Origin of the sequence: Gudongella sp. DL1XJH-153, assembly GCF_049310905.1 — a bacterium.
Lineage (GTDB): Bacteria > Bacillota > Clostridia > Tissierellales > Tissierellaceae > Gudongella.
In genome coordinates this window covers 8,566-25,573 of record NZ_JBMEMN010000025.1, presented here as the reverse complement: position 1 = coordinate 25,573, position 17,008 = coordinate 8,566, and the positions used below count along the sequence as shown (strand labels likewise).

Below are 17,008 nucleotides of genomic sequence, written 5' to 3'. Positions count from 1 at the left end.
AAAATTTAAGATGCAGTGTATACATATACATATACACTAATCTTTTTTCTACTTATAAATTGGAAGACTCAATAGAAAGCAATACTTTTCTATAAAAGTATTAAGAGGAGGCAATGAAATGATTAGAATTAATGAAAGATCAAAGGGCTTTGGTTTTGAAGGTGGCCTTTATGACATATATCAAAAAGCACTTCAGTTGGAGTCAGAAGGCAAGTCGATTATTCATATGGAAATTGGGAAGCCTGATTTTGATTCGCCTGAAGTTGCAAAGGAAGCTGCAAAAAAAGCTTTGGATGATGGATTTGTTCATTATACAGAAATGATCGGGATAGAACCTTTGAGAAAAGCCATTACGGCAAAATACAAGAGAGACTATAATTTGGAATATAGCTATAAGGATGAAATTGTTGTAACAGCAGGGGCGTGTGAGGCAATAGGAATAATTATGCTAACAATGATGGAACCTGGAGAAGAGATACTGATACCGAGTCCATTTTTCTCAGCATATTCAGAACAAGCTATAATAGCAAATGTAAATGTAGTTGAAGTCCCATTAAAAATGGAGAATAATTTCAGTCTTAAAGCAGAAGATCTGAGAGAGAACATAACAGAAAAGACTAGGATAATTCTAGTAAATACTCCTCACAACCCAACAGGAGCAATAATTGAAGAGAGCGATTTAAGAGAGATAGCAGCCCTTGCAATTGAAAAAGACTTGCTTGTTATCTCTGATGAAACATATGATCAGTTTGTATTTGGTGGAAAGCACTTTAGTATCGCAAGTGTAGAGGGTATGAAGGAAAGAACTCTTGTGGTGAATTCTTCTTCAAAGACATTCTCGATGACAGGATGGAGAATCGGATATGTGATGGGACCTGCATGGATACTGAAATACTTGAACAAGGTACATCAGAATTTCTCTACATGTGCCACTTCATTTGCTCAAGTAGGAGCAGCAGAAGCCTACAATAACGGGGACCAGTTTACAAAGGATATGCTAGAGGAGTTTGAAAGAAGAGGAAAATTGGTGTACGAATCATTAAAAGATGTAAAGGGATTAAAACTACTTGAACCAAAAGGTGCTTTCTATGTATTTATAAATATTGAAGAGATTGGTATGGATGAAAGTGAATTTTGCGATTATATACTTGAAGAAGCAGGAGTAGCAATAGTTCCTGGAGACTCTTTCGGGAAATACGGCAAAGGGTTTATTAGGCTGTGCTATGCATGTTCTTACGAGCAGATTCAGGAAGCTATGGATAGGATAAAGAAAGCCGTACAAAAATTAACTGACTGATGGTTTGTGTTATATTGGATATTCCCTGTGTAAAATACTCATTAATGGGATAAATATATATGCGAGGGTCTTTCTATATGGAGATTGTCAAAAATACGACAATTTGATATAGTGTAATTAGAACCCAACAAGGAGGAGATTTATATAATGGATATGACAAAGAGAATCGAGGACCTCACAATCGAGCTTACAAATGAATTAAGCGTTGTGGGAACTGCAGATGAGAACAATGTTGTACAATTGATACACGACAAGTTTATGGAGATGGATTACTTCAAGGAGAATCCAGGCAATGTGAAATTTGTGGATGCAATCGATGATTCAGTTGGAAGAAAATCACTGATGGTTACAATCAATGGTAAAAAGGGAAACGACAATAAGACCCTGGTATTTGTGGGCCATACAGATACTGTTGGAATAAGTGACTACGGTGAGTTGAAGGAATTTGCAACAAAGCCCTATGAATTGACAGAGAAATTAAAGGAAGTAACCATATCACCTGAAGCAAAGGCAGATCTTGACTCAGGAAACTACCTGTTCGGAAGAGGAATCTTCGACATGAAATTCGGAGTTGCAACCTTGATGGCAATGATGGAGGAATTTGCAAAGAATGTGGACGAGCTGGAAGGAAATCTAATCTTTGCTGCAGTTTGCGACGAGGAAGGAAACTCAGCAGGAATGCTGTCAGTTGTTCCTGAGCTTGTGAGACAGAGGAAGGAAAAGGGATACGACTACCTGGCAGTTGTTGATACAGACTACTCCGCTCCAAGATATGTTGGCGATGAAACCAGATATATCTATGTTGGAACTGTTGGAAAGTTGATGCCAAGCTTCTATATAACAGGCAAGGAAACTCACGTTGGGGAGCCGTACAAAGGCCTGGATCCAAACCAGATAGCATCAGAGATAACAAGGGAATTCAATCTTAACATGGACTATTGTGACAATGCAGACGGAGAAGTATCACTTCCTCCCATATCATTGAGGCAGCAGGACCTAAAAACTGAGTACTCAGTGCAGATTGCAAGATACGCATACCTGTACTTCAACTATGCAACTCACAACTCAACACCAGACCAGGTAATGATGAAGATGAAAGATGGCGCGTCGAAAGCATTCCAGAATGTTATCGACAGTCTGAATGCCGAGTACAAGGAATACGCAAAGCAAAGCAACTATCCATTCGAGCAGCTTCCATGGAAAGCCAGAGTAATGTCATATGAAGAGCTTTTAGAAAAAGTAAGGGCTGAAAAAGGCGAAGAAGTTGACAAGAGGATCGAGGAGCTTTCAGAAGTGCTCTTGAATGACCCTGAGGTTGATGAGAGAATCTTTGCACTTCGAATGGTTGAAATGGTTCAGGGCATGTGGTCAGACAAGGACCCTGTAATAATCGGATATTTCTCACCACCATACTATCCACATATCTTCGTAAAAGGAGAAGATGAAAGGGAGAAGAAGCTTATCAGTGCAGTTGACAAGGCCATAGCAAATGCTGGTGACCAGTACAATATTGTCAACAAGAAGTTCTATCCATATATTTCAGACCTGAGCTATGCAGCTGCGCCAAGGGAAGAAAAAGCAGTGGAAACACTAAAGGTTAATATGCCAGGATTTGGAGTAAGGTACAGTTTGCCGCTTGATGATATGCAGGCACTTAATCTTCCTGTTGTAAATATCGGACCATTCGGCAAGGATGCACATAAATTTACAGAGAGACTTGAGAAGGGCTATTCATTTGGAGTTCTTCCACAGATCCTTCTTGACACAGTAAATGAATTAATGAAGTAGAGAATATTGGAAACGGGCAGGCAAACACCTGCCTGATTTTCGGCACCAACTGCCGATTTTCAGGCGTCTAAAAACCATGCATGGAGGAATATATATGAAGGATATTTTTTTCAAGGAGAATATGATTGAAGTTCTGGATTATCTGGAGGAGGGTCTCCATATAATCGATGCATCGGGAAAAATTGTATACTACAACTCCTTTGCCCAGAAAATTGATGGAGTTGATGTTGAAAAGGCAGTTGGAAGACACCTGATTGAAATCTACCCATCCCTTAACGAAGAGACCAGCACCCTTCTGACCGTAATAAGGACAGGGGAACCAATCCTGAGGAAGGAACAGACCTTCGTAAACTACAAGGGAGAGAAGATTACAACAATAAACTCATCAATTCCCATCAAGAGCAGAGGAAAGATCCTTGGAGCAATTGAGATATCCAAGGACATTACCCAGGTAAGGGAGCTGTCTGAAAAGATTGTGGACCTTCAGGACCAGCTCTACAGCACAAAGACAAAAAAGAACCCGTCGAGGGAATCGGCAAGCTTCACATTCTACGATATCGTGGGCAGAAACAAGGAAATACTAAGGCTTAAGGCACTTTCCAAGAAAGCTGCTGAGGCTGATGTACCAGTCCTTGTATCAGGCGCTACCGGTACTGGAAAGGAGCTATTTGTTCATGCAATCCACAATGGCAGCAAGCGGAGACACAACCCCTTTATAACCCAGAACTGTGCAGCTCTTCCATCAAACCTTCTTGAAGGGATCCTCTTTGGAACAACCAAGGGTGGCTTTACAGGAGCTGAGGACAGACCCGGATTATTTGAACTGGCTGATGGAGGAAGTCTATTCCTGGATGAGATAAACTCAATGCCTCTGGACCTTCAGTCCAAGCTCCTTAGAGTTCTTCAGGATGGTAATATCAGAAGGGTTGGGGGCACAAAGACAAAGAATGTGGATGTAAGGGTAATAACTGCAACCAACGTGGACCCGGAGATTGCAGTACAGAACAAGCAACTGAGAAGTGACCTCTACTACAGGCTCAATGTTATAAGCTTCAATATTCCACCACTTAAGGACAGGCTTGATGACATTGAGATCCTTACACATTACTTTATTGAGAAGTTCAACCAGAAGATGGGCAAGTCGGTAAAGGGAGTTACTGGAGAGGTCCTGCAGATATTCAAGAAATATCCCTGGGAAGGTAATGTACGTGAATTGGAGCATCTCATAGAAGGAATAATGAGTATCTATGACTCTGAAATGATCGAGGAGGATCATATTCCGCCAAAGATCAAGAAAAATTTGGTGAAGAAAAACGTTGAAAACAGGGAGATGTCATTGAACAAGGTTGTGAATGAAACAGAAAGGGCCCTGATAAAAGAAGCCTTGAACCAGACCGAAAGCAATATAACCCATGCTGCAGACCTGCTTCAGATACCAAGACAGACCCTCCAATACAAGATTAGTAAATACAAGCTTTAGTGGCTGGGGAGATATCCTCAGCTTCTGTTTTCAAAGCAGTGCCGAAAAATCGGCAACGCTGGAGATTCAAGAAAACCTTCAAAAACCGCTAATCCCTCGAATTAGCCATTTTTTTAACAAACTTTAAGTTGGCATGGAACTTGCAATAAATATATACAAAATGTTTAAAGGAGGAATACATATGAAAAAAGGAAGTCCATACGGAACGCACAGGGTAATTGAGCCAAAGGGTGTTTTACCTCAACCAGCATTTAAAATTGACAATGACATGGAAATTTACGACAACGAGATACTTATTGACGTAAAGACTTTAAACGTAGACTCAGCTAGCTTTACACAAATCAAGGAACAGGCAGGCGGAGACATAGAAGAGATCAAGAAGATCATGAAGGGAATCGTTGACGAAAGAGGTAAGCACCAGAACCCTGTAACAGGATCAGGCGGAATGCTTATTGGAGTTGTCGAGGAAATCGGACCAGCTCTTGAAGGAAAGACAGAGCTTAAGGTTGGGGACAAGATAGCAACACTTGTTTCACTTTCATTAACTCCACTTAGAATCGACAGCTTTGGAGAAATAAGAAAAGATATCGACCAGGTTGATATAAAGGGAAAGGCTATTCTGTTTGAATCAGGAATATTTGCAAAGATTCCTGAGGATATGCCAGAGAACCTTGCACTTTCAGTTCTTGATGTAGCAGGAGCACCAGCTCAGACTGCAAAGCTTGTTAAGCCTGGCGATACAGTAGTAGTTCTTGGAGGAACAGGTAAATCAGGAATGCTTTGTCTATATGAAGCAAAGAAAAGAGCAGGAGTTACAGGCAAGGTAATTTGTGTAGGAAGCAGAGAAAAGACAATTGAAAGAGCAAGATCAGCTAACCTTGCAGATGAGTATGTAGTCGCGGATGCAACAAATGCAGTTGAAGTCATGGAAAAGATAGCAGCGGTAACAGACGGAGAAATGGCTGATGTAGTAATAAACACAGTAAACATTCCAAATACAGAGATGTCATCAATCCTTATCACAAAGGACGACGGAACAGTATACTTCTTCTCAATGGCAACAAGCTTCACAAAGGCAGCCCTAGGAGCAGAGGGAGTAGGAAAAGACGTAAATATGATAGTAGGAAACGGATACTCAAAAGGTCACGCAGCGATTTCTCTTGAACTTATGAGAGAATCAGAAACACTAAGAAAGATATTTACAGAACTTTACGCGTAGGAAATCAACTAACAGATAACAATGAACATTGAACAATTGAGAAATTGCTAGGGTAGAAATTAAGGTCCAGAATCCTTCGTTTAACTTAGAATGACCAAATATTTGTCTTCCTGAGGCTATGCCGAAGGATCTTGACCTCAAAGCTCGACCTAAAATCATTGTTCATTATTCACTGTAAGTGCCCGGCAACTTAAATATCCAAAATCTATGATTTTGATATATTTTGTTGATAGGGTATCAATGTTCATTAACAAAAAAAGGAGGCAGCATTTTCATGAGAAGCTATAAAGACATACCATTATGGAAAGACGTAAAGCAGGAAGAGTGGGACGACTGGAAGTGGCAGGTAAGAAACAGGATCACAGATGTTGAGCAGCTTAGGGAAATAATCGAACTTTCCAACCAAGAGGAAAACGATATTAGCGAGGTACTTAAGAAGTTTAGAGTTGGAATCACACCATACTATGCATCACTGATGGACCCAAAGGATCCAAAATGTCCAGTTAGAATGCAGGCAGTTCCAACAATTATGGAAACACATATAAGCGAATCAGATATGGACGACCCACTACACGAGGATGCGGATTCACCAGTAGACGGATTAACACACAGATATCCGGACAGAGTTCTTTTCCTTATTACAGACCAGTGCTCAATGTACTGCAGACACTGTACAAGAAGAAGATTCGCTGGACAAAACGACTCAGGCGCTCCAATGGACAGAATCGACAAGGGAATCGAATATATCAGAAATACACCACAGGTAAGAGACGTACTGCTTTCAGGTGGAGATGCACTTCTAGTTGGAGACGACAGACTGGAGTATATAATCAAGAAGCTTAGGGAGATTCCACATGTGGAGATCATAAGAATCGGATCAAGGACACCAGTTGTTATGCCACAGAGAATCACTGATGACCTTGTAAACATGCTTAAAAAGTATCACCCAATCTGGTTGAACACACACTTCAACCATCCGAATGAAATAACACCTGAATCAACAGAAGCATGTAGAAAGCTAGCAGATGCAGGAATACCACTGGGTAACCAGTCAGTTCTTCTTAGAGGAATAAACGACTGCCCACATATCATGAAGGATCTTGTTCAAAAGCTAACAACAATAAGGGTAAGACCATACTACATCTACCAGTGTGACCTTTCAATGGGAATAGAGCACTTCAGAACCAAGGTATCAAAGGGAATTGAAATAATCGAAGCCCTAAGAGGACATACTTCAGGATATGCAGTTCCAACATTTGTAGTGGATGCACCTGGAGGAGGAGGAAAGACTCCTGTAATGCCGCAGTATGTGATTTCACAATCACCAAACAAGGTAGTCCTTAGAAACTACGAAGGAATCATCACAACATACGCTGAGCCAAATCATCTTGAGGAAGAATGTCATTGTGATGTATGCCAGGGCAAGAAGAAATCAACTTCATCAGGGGTAGCAGAGCTGATGGAAGGAACAGAGATCAAGAATCTTGAGCCAAGCTATCTGGAGAGACACGAAAGAAGTAAAAACTACAATAAGTAAGGGGAGACGCCATGTCTTTACTCAACCTTATAGGAGATAAATATCGAATAGTATCAATAATTGGCATGAGCAAGAACTCGGGAAAGACTGTAACACTAAATCACCTGATTGAAGAGGCCATGGAAGAGGGAGTTCAGCTTGGACTCACCTCTATTGGTCGTGACGGTGAAAGACTTGACAGGGTAACTGAAACTGAAAAGCCTAGAATATTTGCAGAGGAGAACACTATTGTCGCCACAACTACTGCTCTTCTGACAATGGGAGATGCCAACATAGAAATAATGAAGGTTACACCTTTTCGAACGCCACTTGGAGAGGTAATAATCGGTAAGGTAAGATCCCCGGGATATATTCAGATTGCAGGACCCCAAAGCTTAAGGGATATTCACCAGGTATGTCAGATGATGCTAAACCTGGGAGCAAAGTTTGTGGTAATCGACGGAGCTCTGGACAGAAAGTCATCGGCAGCACCAACAATTTCAGATGCAACAATCCTTTCAACTGGAGCGGTAATTTCAAGGGATGTAAACAGGGTGCTGGAGGAAACACTTCACGTACTGAGCATCCTTTCACTTCCACAGGTGGATGAGGAGGACAAGCCTCTTTTGCAGGAGCTTCTCTCAGATGATAAGCTTGCAGTTGTATCAAAAGACGGTGATATCGAAGAAATCGGACTCGAGACAGCACTGGGAAAGGGACACAAAATCGGTGAGTACCTTGATGAGGACTCCAAGTATCTTCTGATACCTGGATCACTTGTTAAGGGAACCTTGATAGATCTGACAAGAACCACCAGAAAATACAAGGATGTAAACATTGTAGTGGGAGATGGAACCAAAATATTTATACCACCAAAAGACTACCTACAATTTCTAAGGATGGGAATAAGTATAAAGGTCATAAACCCGATCAATGTCATTGGAGTTACAATCAATCCATATGCACCGGCAGGATACTATTTTGAACCCAATGAATTTCTCGACCGAATGAATACATTTATTAAGGACATACCGGTAATGGATATAATGCTGGGAGGTGAATAGGATGTTTATGGATCAAGGCACAAAGAATGCAGTGGACTTCCAGTATATTATGAATCAGATAAATGTTCTCACGCCATATGGAACCATGTTCAAGGGTCGTATGAAGCCCCATAAAAGAGGAGCGGAAAGAGGCCTTAGAAACCAGCTGGATATGCTGGAGAGCTATATACCATATGTAAAGAACAATACAATAAGAAGAGAGTTCAACAATATCCTAAGCCATATGAAGGACTTGAGACAATCCACAAAAAGAGCAATGGATGGGTTTATCCTGACTGATGTTGAGCTCTTTGAGATCAAGAACTTTCTGTATAACCTGAGTCACCTGAAGAATCTTCTTGATGAATACGAAATACCGGATTTCCCGGAGACCAGAGTAGAAAAGATTCCTCAGCTTGAAAGCCTGCTAGACCCAGAAGAGACTGGAATTGCAACCTTCTACATCTACGATGCCTATTCAGAGGAACTGGCATCAATCAGAAAAGATAAAAGGGATACGGACAAGCAGATCAGACTTGAAAAGAAATGGATCAAGGACAAGGTCAAGGAGGATTTGGGGCTTGACCTTAGACCTGACAATACCGTTGTCGTTAACAGGGACAACAAGGAGATGCTTAAGACAATAAAGGCATATCCTTACCTGACCTACTTTTCAGAGACCTACCTGAATATAAAGTTTACAATTGTTCCAACAGATGACCTTTCAAAGGCAGAGCGGAGCCTGGAGCTACTTCGGGACAAGGAAGAGCGAGAGGAAATGAGTATCAGGGAGGAACTGTCCAAGGAAGTTGGGAAAAGGAGACGTGAACTCTACAGAAATATGCTTGCAATCGGCAAGCTTGACCTTGTGCTCGCAAAGGCAAAGCTTGCAATTGATATGGATGCAGCAAAGCCTAAAATCATAGATGAGCATATAATAAACATAAAAAGGGGAAGACATCCAAAGATTGAAGAGCTGCTGAGGGAAAAGAACCTTCAGTTTACTCCAATCAGCATCAAACTAGGAGAAGGGGTAGCCTGTATCACAGGAGCCAACATGGGCGGAAAGACCATAAGCCTTAAGCTTGTGGGGATGTTGGCGGCAATGGCACACTACGGATTGTATGTGCCAGCTGAATCGATGGAGATTGGACTAAGCCTCTATATCAAGTCATCAATTGGAGATATGCAGTCTACAGACAGCGGACTGTCCACCTTCGGAGGAGAGGTTGAAGTGGTAAGTGATGCAATGAAAAGGTCCGATGAGAAGGGACTAATCCTGATCGATGAGCTTGCAAGGGGAACAAACCCGGAGGAAGGCTATGCCATTTCAAAGGCGATTGCAATCTATCTCATGGACAAGCCCGCAATATCGCTTATTACAACACACTATGACAATGTTGCAGACATTGAAGGCATCCAGCACCTTCAGGTGGTTGGACTGTCAGAGCTGGATGTTGAAACCCTTTCAGAGGAAATCTCAGAAGGGGATGGAATGGAGATAATCAATAAGTATATGGATTATCGCTTGAGAGTGGTAGACAAATCAACAGGAATCCCAAGGGATGCAATAAACATAGCAAGAATAATGGGACTAAGACCAGAGATACTAAAGATAGCGGAGATTATTTTAACAACGAACAGTTAACATCGAATAATGAACAATGAAAAGCATATGTCATCCCGACCCTTGTGGAGGGATCTCAGACCAATAAGCTAGACCCAAAATCACTATTCACTGTTCACTATTCACTTTTCGTTGTAGTGAAAGGAGTTGATACCTTGTCAAAACTAAATCTGGACATCAATAAAATAGAGGCATCCAGAGCCTCAGCAAGAAACATCGCAGAAGACATTCAAAACTTCATCGACGAACATACAACCGTATCCACGGAAAGAACCATTGTAAGACTACTTGGAGTGGATGGAGTGGATGAAATCGAAAAGCCACTTCCAAACGTATTAGTGGACAATATCGTCGAAGGAGGCGGACTTGAAAGAGGAGCAGCATACTGGGTTGGAAACGCAATGCTGAACCTCGAAATCACACCACAGGAAATTGCAGAGAAAATTGCAGCAGGTGAGGTTGATATCACAAGACTTCCTGCAAAGGATGAGCAGGAAATAGAGGATGTAATCCATACGGTAGCACAGGAAACAATAGAGAAGATCCTGGCAAACAAGAAAATAAGAGACGACTACATTGCAGACTTTGGGCCAGCCAAGACACCAAATCTCTATGTAATCGTAGCAACAGGAAATATCCACGAGGATATTGTACAGGCGAGAGCAGCTGCAACCCAAGGTGCAGATATTGTAGCTGTAATCAGAACAACTGGACAGTCACTTCTTGATTACGTACCATACGGAGCAACTACAGAAGGATTTGGAGGAACCTACGCAACCCAGGAGAACTTCAGGCTTATGAGAGAAGCTCTAGATGAAGTAGGGGAAAAGATAGGAAGATACATCAAACTCACAAACTACTGCTCAGGATTGTGCATGCCAGAAATTGCAGCAATGGGAGCAATTGAAAGAGTGGACATGATGCTTAACGATGCCCTTTACGGAATCCTATTCAGGGACATCAACATGCAAAGAACCCTTATAGACCAGTACTTTTCAAGGGTAATAAACGGCTTTGCAGGTATAATCATAAACACAGGAGAAGACAACTATCTTACAACTGATGATGCAGTTGAAGCAGCGCACACGGTACTTGCATCCCAGTTTATAAATGAGCAGTTTGCACTTAAGGCAGGCCTGCCAGAAGAGCAGATGGGTCTGGGTCATGCATTTGAGATGGAGCCAACGCTGGAAGACGGCTTCCTGTTAGAGCTTGCACAAGCTCAGATGGCAAGGGAAATATTCCCGAATGCACCGCTTAAGTATATGCCACCAACCAAGTTTATGACAGGAAACATATATAAGGGGCATGTGCAGAATGCAATGTTCAATATGGTATCAATAATGACGAATCAGGGAATTCAGCTTCTTGGAATGCTTACAGAAGCTATTCATACACCACATCTTCACGACAGATACCTTTCAATTGAAAATGCACAGTATGTATTCAACAACGCAAGACATCTTAGTGATGAGATAGAGTTCAAGAAAGACGGAGTGATCCAGAAGAGAGCTCATTCAGTTCTTGAAGAAGCAAGCGGTCTTCTTCAGCAGATTGAAAGAGAAGGCCTGTTCCAGACAATTGAGCAAGGTAAATTCGGTGGAGTAAGACGTATGAGAACCGGAGGTAAAGGACTTGCAGGTATTGCCAGGAAGGACTCAGGATACTTTAATCCATTTATCCAGATGATGCTTGGAGGTGACAGATAATGAGTGAAATTCAAAAAGTCGACCTTACAAAAGTAAAGCCATACGGAGATACAATGAACGACGGAGCAGTCCAGCTAAGTTTCAGTCTTCCTGTCCCATACGGCGATGAAGCAAACGAAGCAGCAAGACAGTTGGCCAAGAGAATGGGTTTTGAAGAGCCGGCAGTAGTTTACTCTCATGATCTTGGGATTAACTACACATACTTTGTAATGTACGGAAAAACTGTTCATTCAGTTGATTACTCATCAATCGAGGTTCCAAAGGTGGATGTTGATGTTATGGAAAAGCATGACATCGAGGACTACATCAAGGACAATATAAAAAGAGATGTTGTAATTCTTGGAGCATGCACAGGAACAGATGCCCATACAGTAGGAATCGACGCAATCATGAATATGAAGGGCTATGCAGGTCATTACGGCCTGGAAAGATACGAAGGGATGCAGGCATACAATCTAGGAAGCCAGGTTCCAAACGAGGAGCTTGTTGCAAAGGCAATTGAAATGAAGGCAGATGCACTTCTAGTATCACAGGTGGTAACCCAGAAGGATGTTCATATCCCAAACCTGACAGAGTTGGTGGAACTACTTGAGGCAGAGGGAATAAGAGACAAGATAGTTCTTGTATGCGGAGGACCAAGACTGAGCCATGAGCTCGCAAAGGAACTCGGCTACGATGCAGGCTTTGGATCAGGAAGCTATGCCGAGGATGTTGCAACCTTTGTTGTAAATGAAATTGTCAAGAGAGATTTAGTATAACAGAATAGATATAATTTATACCGGGAGCAATCAGAAAAATGGTTGCTCCCGGTATTTTTTTGTAACTATAGATTTTACTCTATCAGTAGCATTAACAACTATAAGAAGTTATTGTTATTTTATTGTTAAGAAATAAAACTGAAATAAAATTGATATAAAACAGAAATAAAATTACTAGCGGTATAAATGATAATAATAACCATTATCAATAAGCAATTTAATATATTGTTTTACTATTTAACATAGTACATGAAAGGTAGGAATGAGAGGAGGACTGGATATGTCTAAGCGTTTATCGAATAGTTTAAGGAGATCAACTAAAGCATATAAGAGAAATCAAGAGAAAAAGAGGCAACTAATCAGCAAGGCGGCTGCAAAAACAATGGCAACAACATTGATTGCCGCTAGACTAATGTCACCAATGTCAGAGGTTGAAGCTAGTTCATTCAACGATTTCAACCAAACAGGTTCAAATAATGTTCAGAATGAAGTTCAACTACAGGGAAGCGATGAGCAAGGAAGCGATGAAAAAGGCAGCGATGAGCAAGGCAGCGATGAGCAAGGAAGCGATGAAAAAGGAAGCGATGAGAAATCCGATGAGCAGTCAGATGAAACAAGCGATGAGAAATCCGATGAGCAGTCAGATGAAACAAGCGATGAGAAATCCGATGAGCAGTCAGATGAAACAAGTGATGAGAAATCCGATGAGCAGTCAGATGAAACAAGCGATGAGAAATCCGATGAGCCAACAGATGAACCAACAGATGAGCCAACAGATGAGCCAACAGATGAACCAACAGATGAGCCAACAGATGAGCCAACAGACGAACCGACAGATGAACCAACAGATGAACCGACAGATGAACCAACAGACGAGCCGACAGATGAACCAACAGATGAGCCGACAGATGAACCGACAGACGAGCCAACAGATGAACCGACAGATGAGCCGACAGATGAACCGACGGATGAACCGACAGATGAACCAACAGACGAGCCAACAGATGAACCAACAGATGAACCGACAGATGAACCAACAGACGAGCCAACAGATGAACCAACAGATGAACCGACAGATGAACCGACAGATGAACCAACAGACGAGCCAACAGATGAACCGACAGATGAACCGACAGATGAGCCGACAGATGAACCGACAGACGAACCGACAGACGAACCGACAGATGAGCCGACAGATGAACCGACAGATGAACCGACAGATGAACCAACAGACGAGCCAACAGATGAACCAACAGATGAGGCTGTCGGAGGAGAAACTGAAGAGATTGATGAAGAAATCCCTCAAGGAAATCCAGATCCAGTTGAAGACGAAGAAGTGATAGTGGAAGAAGTGCCACAATCATCACCAACAACACTTCCTGCAACAGGAGCACTTGATACTTCAGCATCAGGTATATTTGGAAGTATTATGATGGGACTGGGATATATGTTAAGAAAAAGAAACTAGAAAATGAAGTAATATTGAAATAGAATGAATTAGTTTATCAGTGACCATGCTCCTTCTAGGCTGACAGGAGTATGGTCATTTTGTATATCAGGAAGCTCTTAAAAACTATATTTTACATATATATTATTAGTTTTTGTGTCATTGTCACTTAAATTGACAAAATAATTTGAAAAAAATTAATAAAACTTGACCATTTACCCGTTAATTGGGTATAGTAATAATTATACGAGGTAAAAATAGCATTATATCAGTATTGTTTGAGTAGAACTGGAATTTTTCATATGTAATAATTATTATCTAGTGAAAAACATTTGGGTTGTATATTGCATATGCAAAATACTTTATAGGATCTTTGTTATAGGGGTGGGTGAGATTATGAAGCTCTACATTACAACACTTGGTGACTTCGACATGTTGATGGAAGGAAAATCCATAATGCAGGATGCAAGTCGCTCATACAAGCTTTTCAAGCTTCTTGAGTACTTTTTGACGTTCAAGAACAAGAAACTTCTACCAGAGGTAATAATCGAAAACCTGTGGCAGGACCAGGATTCAATGGATCCTAAGAACATGATCAGAGGACAGATATTCAGGTTAAGACAAATACTTAAGGAAATCTTGCCAGAAGACAACTATCTTACAATAAGTTTCAGTAACGGCTATTATACATTGGAAGTTGGCAACAATGTAATCCTTGACACTGATGAGTTGGAATCGTGGATACAAAAAGGAGACGAAGCGCTGGAAATTGACCAGGACAAAGCCTTGACGGCATACAGAAATGCAATAAATCTTTACAGAGGAGGATATCTCGCAGAAAATCCTTACGAGATATGGCTTGTACCTGTAAGAAGCTACTACAAACGAATTTATGTAAAGACACTGGAAAAGCTTGTAGACCTTTGTTCAGAAAAAGGAAGAGATGAGGAAATTGTAAGGCTGTGTGAAAAGGCAATAACAATTGAACCTTACGAGGAAAAGATTCATAAGTTTCTAATAGAAAGTCTTTTAAGACTCGGTAAAATACAGAATGCCCATAATCACCTGGAGTTTATGCAGGTGGCATTTGAGAAGGAAATGGGAATAACAACAACCTCACTAATAAGAGAAATACAAAGAAAAATACAGAGCTACTCAACCGACAAGGTGGAATTGACGGTTAAAGATATTAACAAAAAACTCGATGAAACTGGATTAACAGGACCTCTTAAATGCGAATCAGAGTACTTTAAGCTTTTATACAATAGCCACAAGAGGAGAAGAAAGATTGATCAGGAGGATGATGATTATATTAGCTTGATAACACTTGATGAATCACAAGTGGACAGTGTAGAAAAATGGCAAAACGTCATAACGAAAGTACTTCAAAACACCCTTAGAAAAGGCGATATTTTCACACTGTGGAATGATTCTCAGATTCTGATATTGCTTCCTGAAGTAAAGAATGGTGGAATCAAGGTTGTAGAAAAAAGAATCAAGGATTATCTTAAGACGAACAATGGAAATTTATTTGATATGTCATTTAAGTTTATACCAATAGAGAATAAAACTGATTTGGACTTCAACAATCAGTAGACACTTCAATAGAACCTTAATCATGGATAAGCTCGCAAGAGCTTATTTTTTTGCATAAATTTTAATAAAATCAAAATAAAACTGAAATAAAACTGGTATAAACGCTAAATAAAATCAGCAAATGGTATATTTTAAGTAGCAGTAAAAATAATCCCAAGAGAAGGGGGCGATGGTATGGAATACCCTTCAAAAAACGACTTTTTCATAAGATTTAAGGCACTGATTAATGAAAGAGGCCGATTTATTGATTACGTTTTGGTGGAGGTAAGTGATAATTTTTATTTTGCAACTGGAATGAATTCCGACAGAGTTTTAGGAGAAAAACTTGCAAACATGGTTATTGAAATGGAAAATCCAGTTTTAGGATTAAAAGATTTTCATTATCAGATGCTTCCAAAGACAAGGAGGAAATTCGAACACTTTGTAGAGGAAGAAGACAGATGGTATCTGGTAACGCTCTATAGTGATGAAAGAGATTACCTTATGATGGTTTACACAGACATTTCAAGGTACAAGGAAGGATCATCAAAAGGTAGAAAGCATATGTTTGGAAATAAAGAGAGCGATGATAGCAGTAGGAAATTTGGTTAAGGGAGGAAAAGGTAATGGGTAAAACGGGATCGAAATTTTTGACCTTTTTAGTAGTTTTTTCAATGTTAATGAGTATGGGGGTAAGTTTTGCAGATGTTGGAACCGTTTGGACAACTAATGAAAGTGGGACAGTACAAAACGGAACTCCTATTTATAATTTAAAACAGGATGTCTGGGTTAGAGTCAGTGGCACTGAAGACCAGACTGATGTGCAAGTAGAGGTAAAACAAGCCCAAGGTAACACCAGTTTAGGTTCAGGAAGTGTTGATATTGTTTACACTGAAGGGTATTTTAGTTTTAGATTATGGGATGTAGTACAATTTGGTGATAGTGAAAATGGGGTTTATAAGGTTGAAGTTGGAGGTAATTCTAATTCTGATAACTTCAAGATAAAATCTCAATTAATAACGTATACAGTAACGTATGATGGAAATGGAAACACAGGCGGAACTGAACCGATAGATGATAACAATTATGAAGAAGATGATGAAGTAACAGTATTAGGACAAGGATCACTGGTAAGAGAAGGTTATACATTTGAAGGCTGGAACACAAAAAATGATGGTACAGGAACAGAATATGAAGAAGATGACACCTTTGATATGCCAGCAGTGGATGTAATCCTGTATGCACAATGGGACTATAATGGACCAGAAGATGTAATAGTAACATTTGATGAGAATTACACAGGCGCACCATCAACCTACACAAGAACAACAGAAGAAAATACAGTTCTTGGTGAAAGTATGCCAGATGATCCGACAAGAACAGATTATGATTTTCTAGGTTGGAATACAGAAAGTGATGGAACAGGTAGTGCCTTTACAGCATCGACAACAGTTACAGCACCGATTACAGTATATGCACAATGGGACTATAATGGACCAGAAGATGTAATAGTAACATTTGATGAGAATTACACAGGCGCACCATCAAC

Annotated in this window: 13 protein-coding genes; all 13 read left to right on the top strand. The window is 40.5% G+C overall.

Annotated features, from left to right (window positions below; all coding sequences use genetic code 11):
- Window positions 1-118 precede the first annotated feature (118 nt).
- On the top strand, window positions 119-1,297 hold the full coding sequence (locus ACOEN1_RS09990; protein ID WP_422486755.1) for a pyridoxal phosphate-dependent aminotransferase: 1,179 nt from the start codon (window positions 119-121) through the stop codon (window positions 1,295-1,297).
- Between the two features lie 147 nt (window positions 1,298-1,444).
- A complete protein-coding gene (locus ACOEN1_RS09985; RefSeq protein WP_422486754.1) occupies window positions 1,445-3,085 on the top strand; it encodes a M20/M25/M40 family metallo-hydrolase in 1,641 nt (546 codons plus the stop codon).
- Between the two features lie 94 nt (window positions 3,086-3,179).
- A complete protein-coding gene (locus ACOEN1_RS09980) occupies window positions 3,180-4,565 on the top strand; it encodes a sigma-54 interaction domain-containing protein (protein WP_422486753.1) in 1,386 nt (461 codons plus the stop codon).
- A gap of 181 nt (window positions 4,566-4,746) precedes the next feature.
- Window positions 4,747-5,784 (top strand): zinc-binding dehydrogenase, encoded by a 1,038-nt coding sequence (locus ACOEN1_RS09975; RefSeq protein ID WP_422486752.1) that lies wholly within the window; start codon window positions 4,747-4,749, stop codon window positions 5,782-5,784.
- Window positions 5,785-6,058: 274 nt separating this feature from the next.
- Window positions 6,059-7,321 carry a lysine 2,3-aminomutase gene (gene ablA / locus ACOEN1_RS09970; protein WP_422486751.1) on the top strand — a complete coding sequence of 421 codons (1,263 nt, stop codon included), beginning with the start codon at window positions 6,059-6,061 and terminating at the stop codon, window positions 7,319-7,321.
- An 11-nt stretch (window positions 7,322-7,332) separates the two neighbouring features.
- Entirely contained in the window at window positions 7,333-8,364 is a 1,032-nt protein-coding gene (locus ACOEN1_RS09965; protein WP_422486750.1) for a hypothetical protein, read from the top strand.
- A 1-nt stretch (window position 8,365) separates the two neighbouring features.
- Window positions 8,366-9,991: a MutS-related protein gene (locus tag ACOEN1_RS09960; protein ID WP_422486749.1), complete on the top strand. Its 1,626-nt coding sequence runs from the start codon at window positions 8,366-8,368 to the stop codon at window positions 9,989-9,991.
- A gap of 134 nt (window positions 9,992-10,125) precedes the next feature.
- Complete coding sequence (locus ACOEN1_RS09955; RefSeq protein ID WP_422486748.1) at window positions 10,126-11,679, top strand: lysine 5,6-aminomutase subunit alpha; 1,554 nt, start codon at window positions 10,126-10,128, stop codon at window positions 11,677-11,679.
- Entirely contained in the window at window positions 11,679-12,437 is a 759-nt protein-coding gene (locus tag ACOEN1_RS09950) for an OAM dimerization domain-containing protein (RefSeq protein ID WP_422486747.1), read from the top strand. Before ACOEN1_RS09955 ends, ACOEN1_RS09950 begins: the two co-directional genes overlap by 1 nt.
- Window positions 12,438-12,717: 280 nt before the next feature.
- Entirely contained in the window at window positions 12,718-13,905 is a 1,188-nt protein-coding gene (locus tag ACOEN1_RS09945; RefSeq protein WP_422486746.1) for an LPXTG cell wall anchor domain-containing protein, read from the top strand.
- Between the two features lie 375 nt (window positions 13,906-14,280).
- On the top strand, window positions 14,281-15,480 hold the full coding sequence (locus ACOEN1_RS09940; RefSeq protein WP_422486745.1) for a BTAD domain-containing putative transcriptional regulator: 1,200 nt from the start codon (window positions 14,281-14,283) through the stop codon (window positions 15,478-15,480).
- Between the two features lie 174 nt (window positions 15,481-15,654).
- The gene (locus ACOEN1_RS09935; protein WP_422486744.1) at window positions 15,655-16,071 is read left to right on the top strand and encodes a hypothetical protein; all 417 of its coding nucleotides are present in this window, start codon (window positions 15,655-15,657) and stop codon (window positions 16,069-16,071) included.
- Window positions 16,072-16,085: 14 nt separating this feature from the next.
- Window positions 16,086-17,008: InlB B-repeat-containing protein (locus ACOEN1_RS09930; RefSeq protein ID WP_422486743.1), on the top strand; the 923-nt coding region annotated here is incomplete at its 3' end.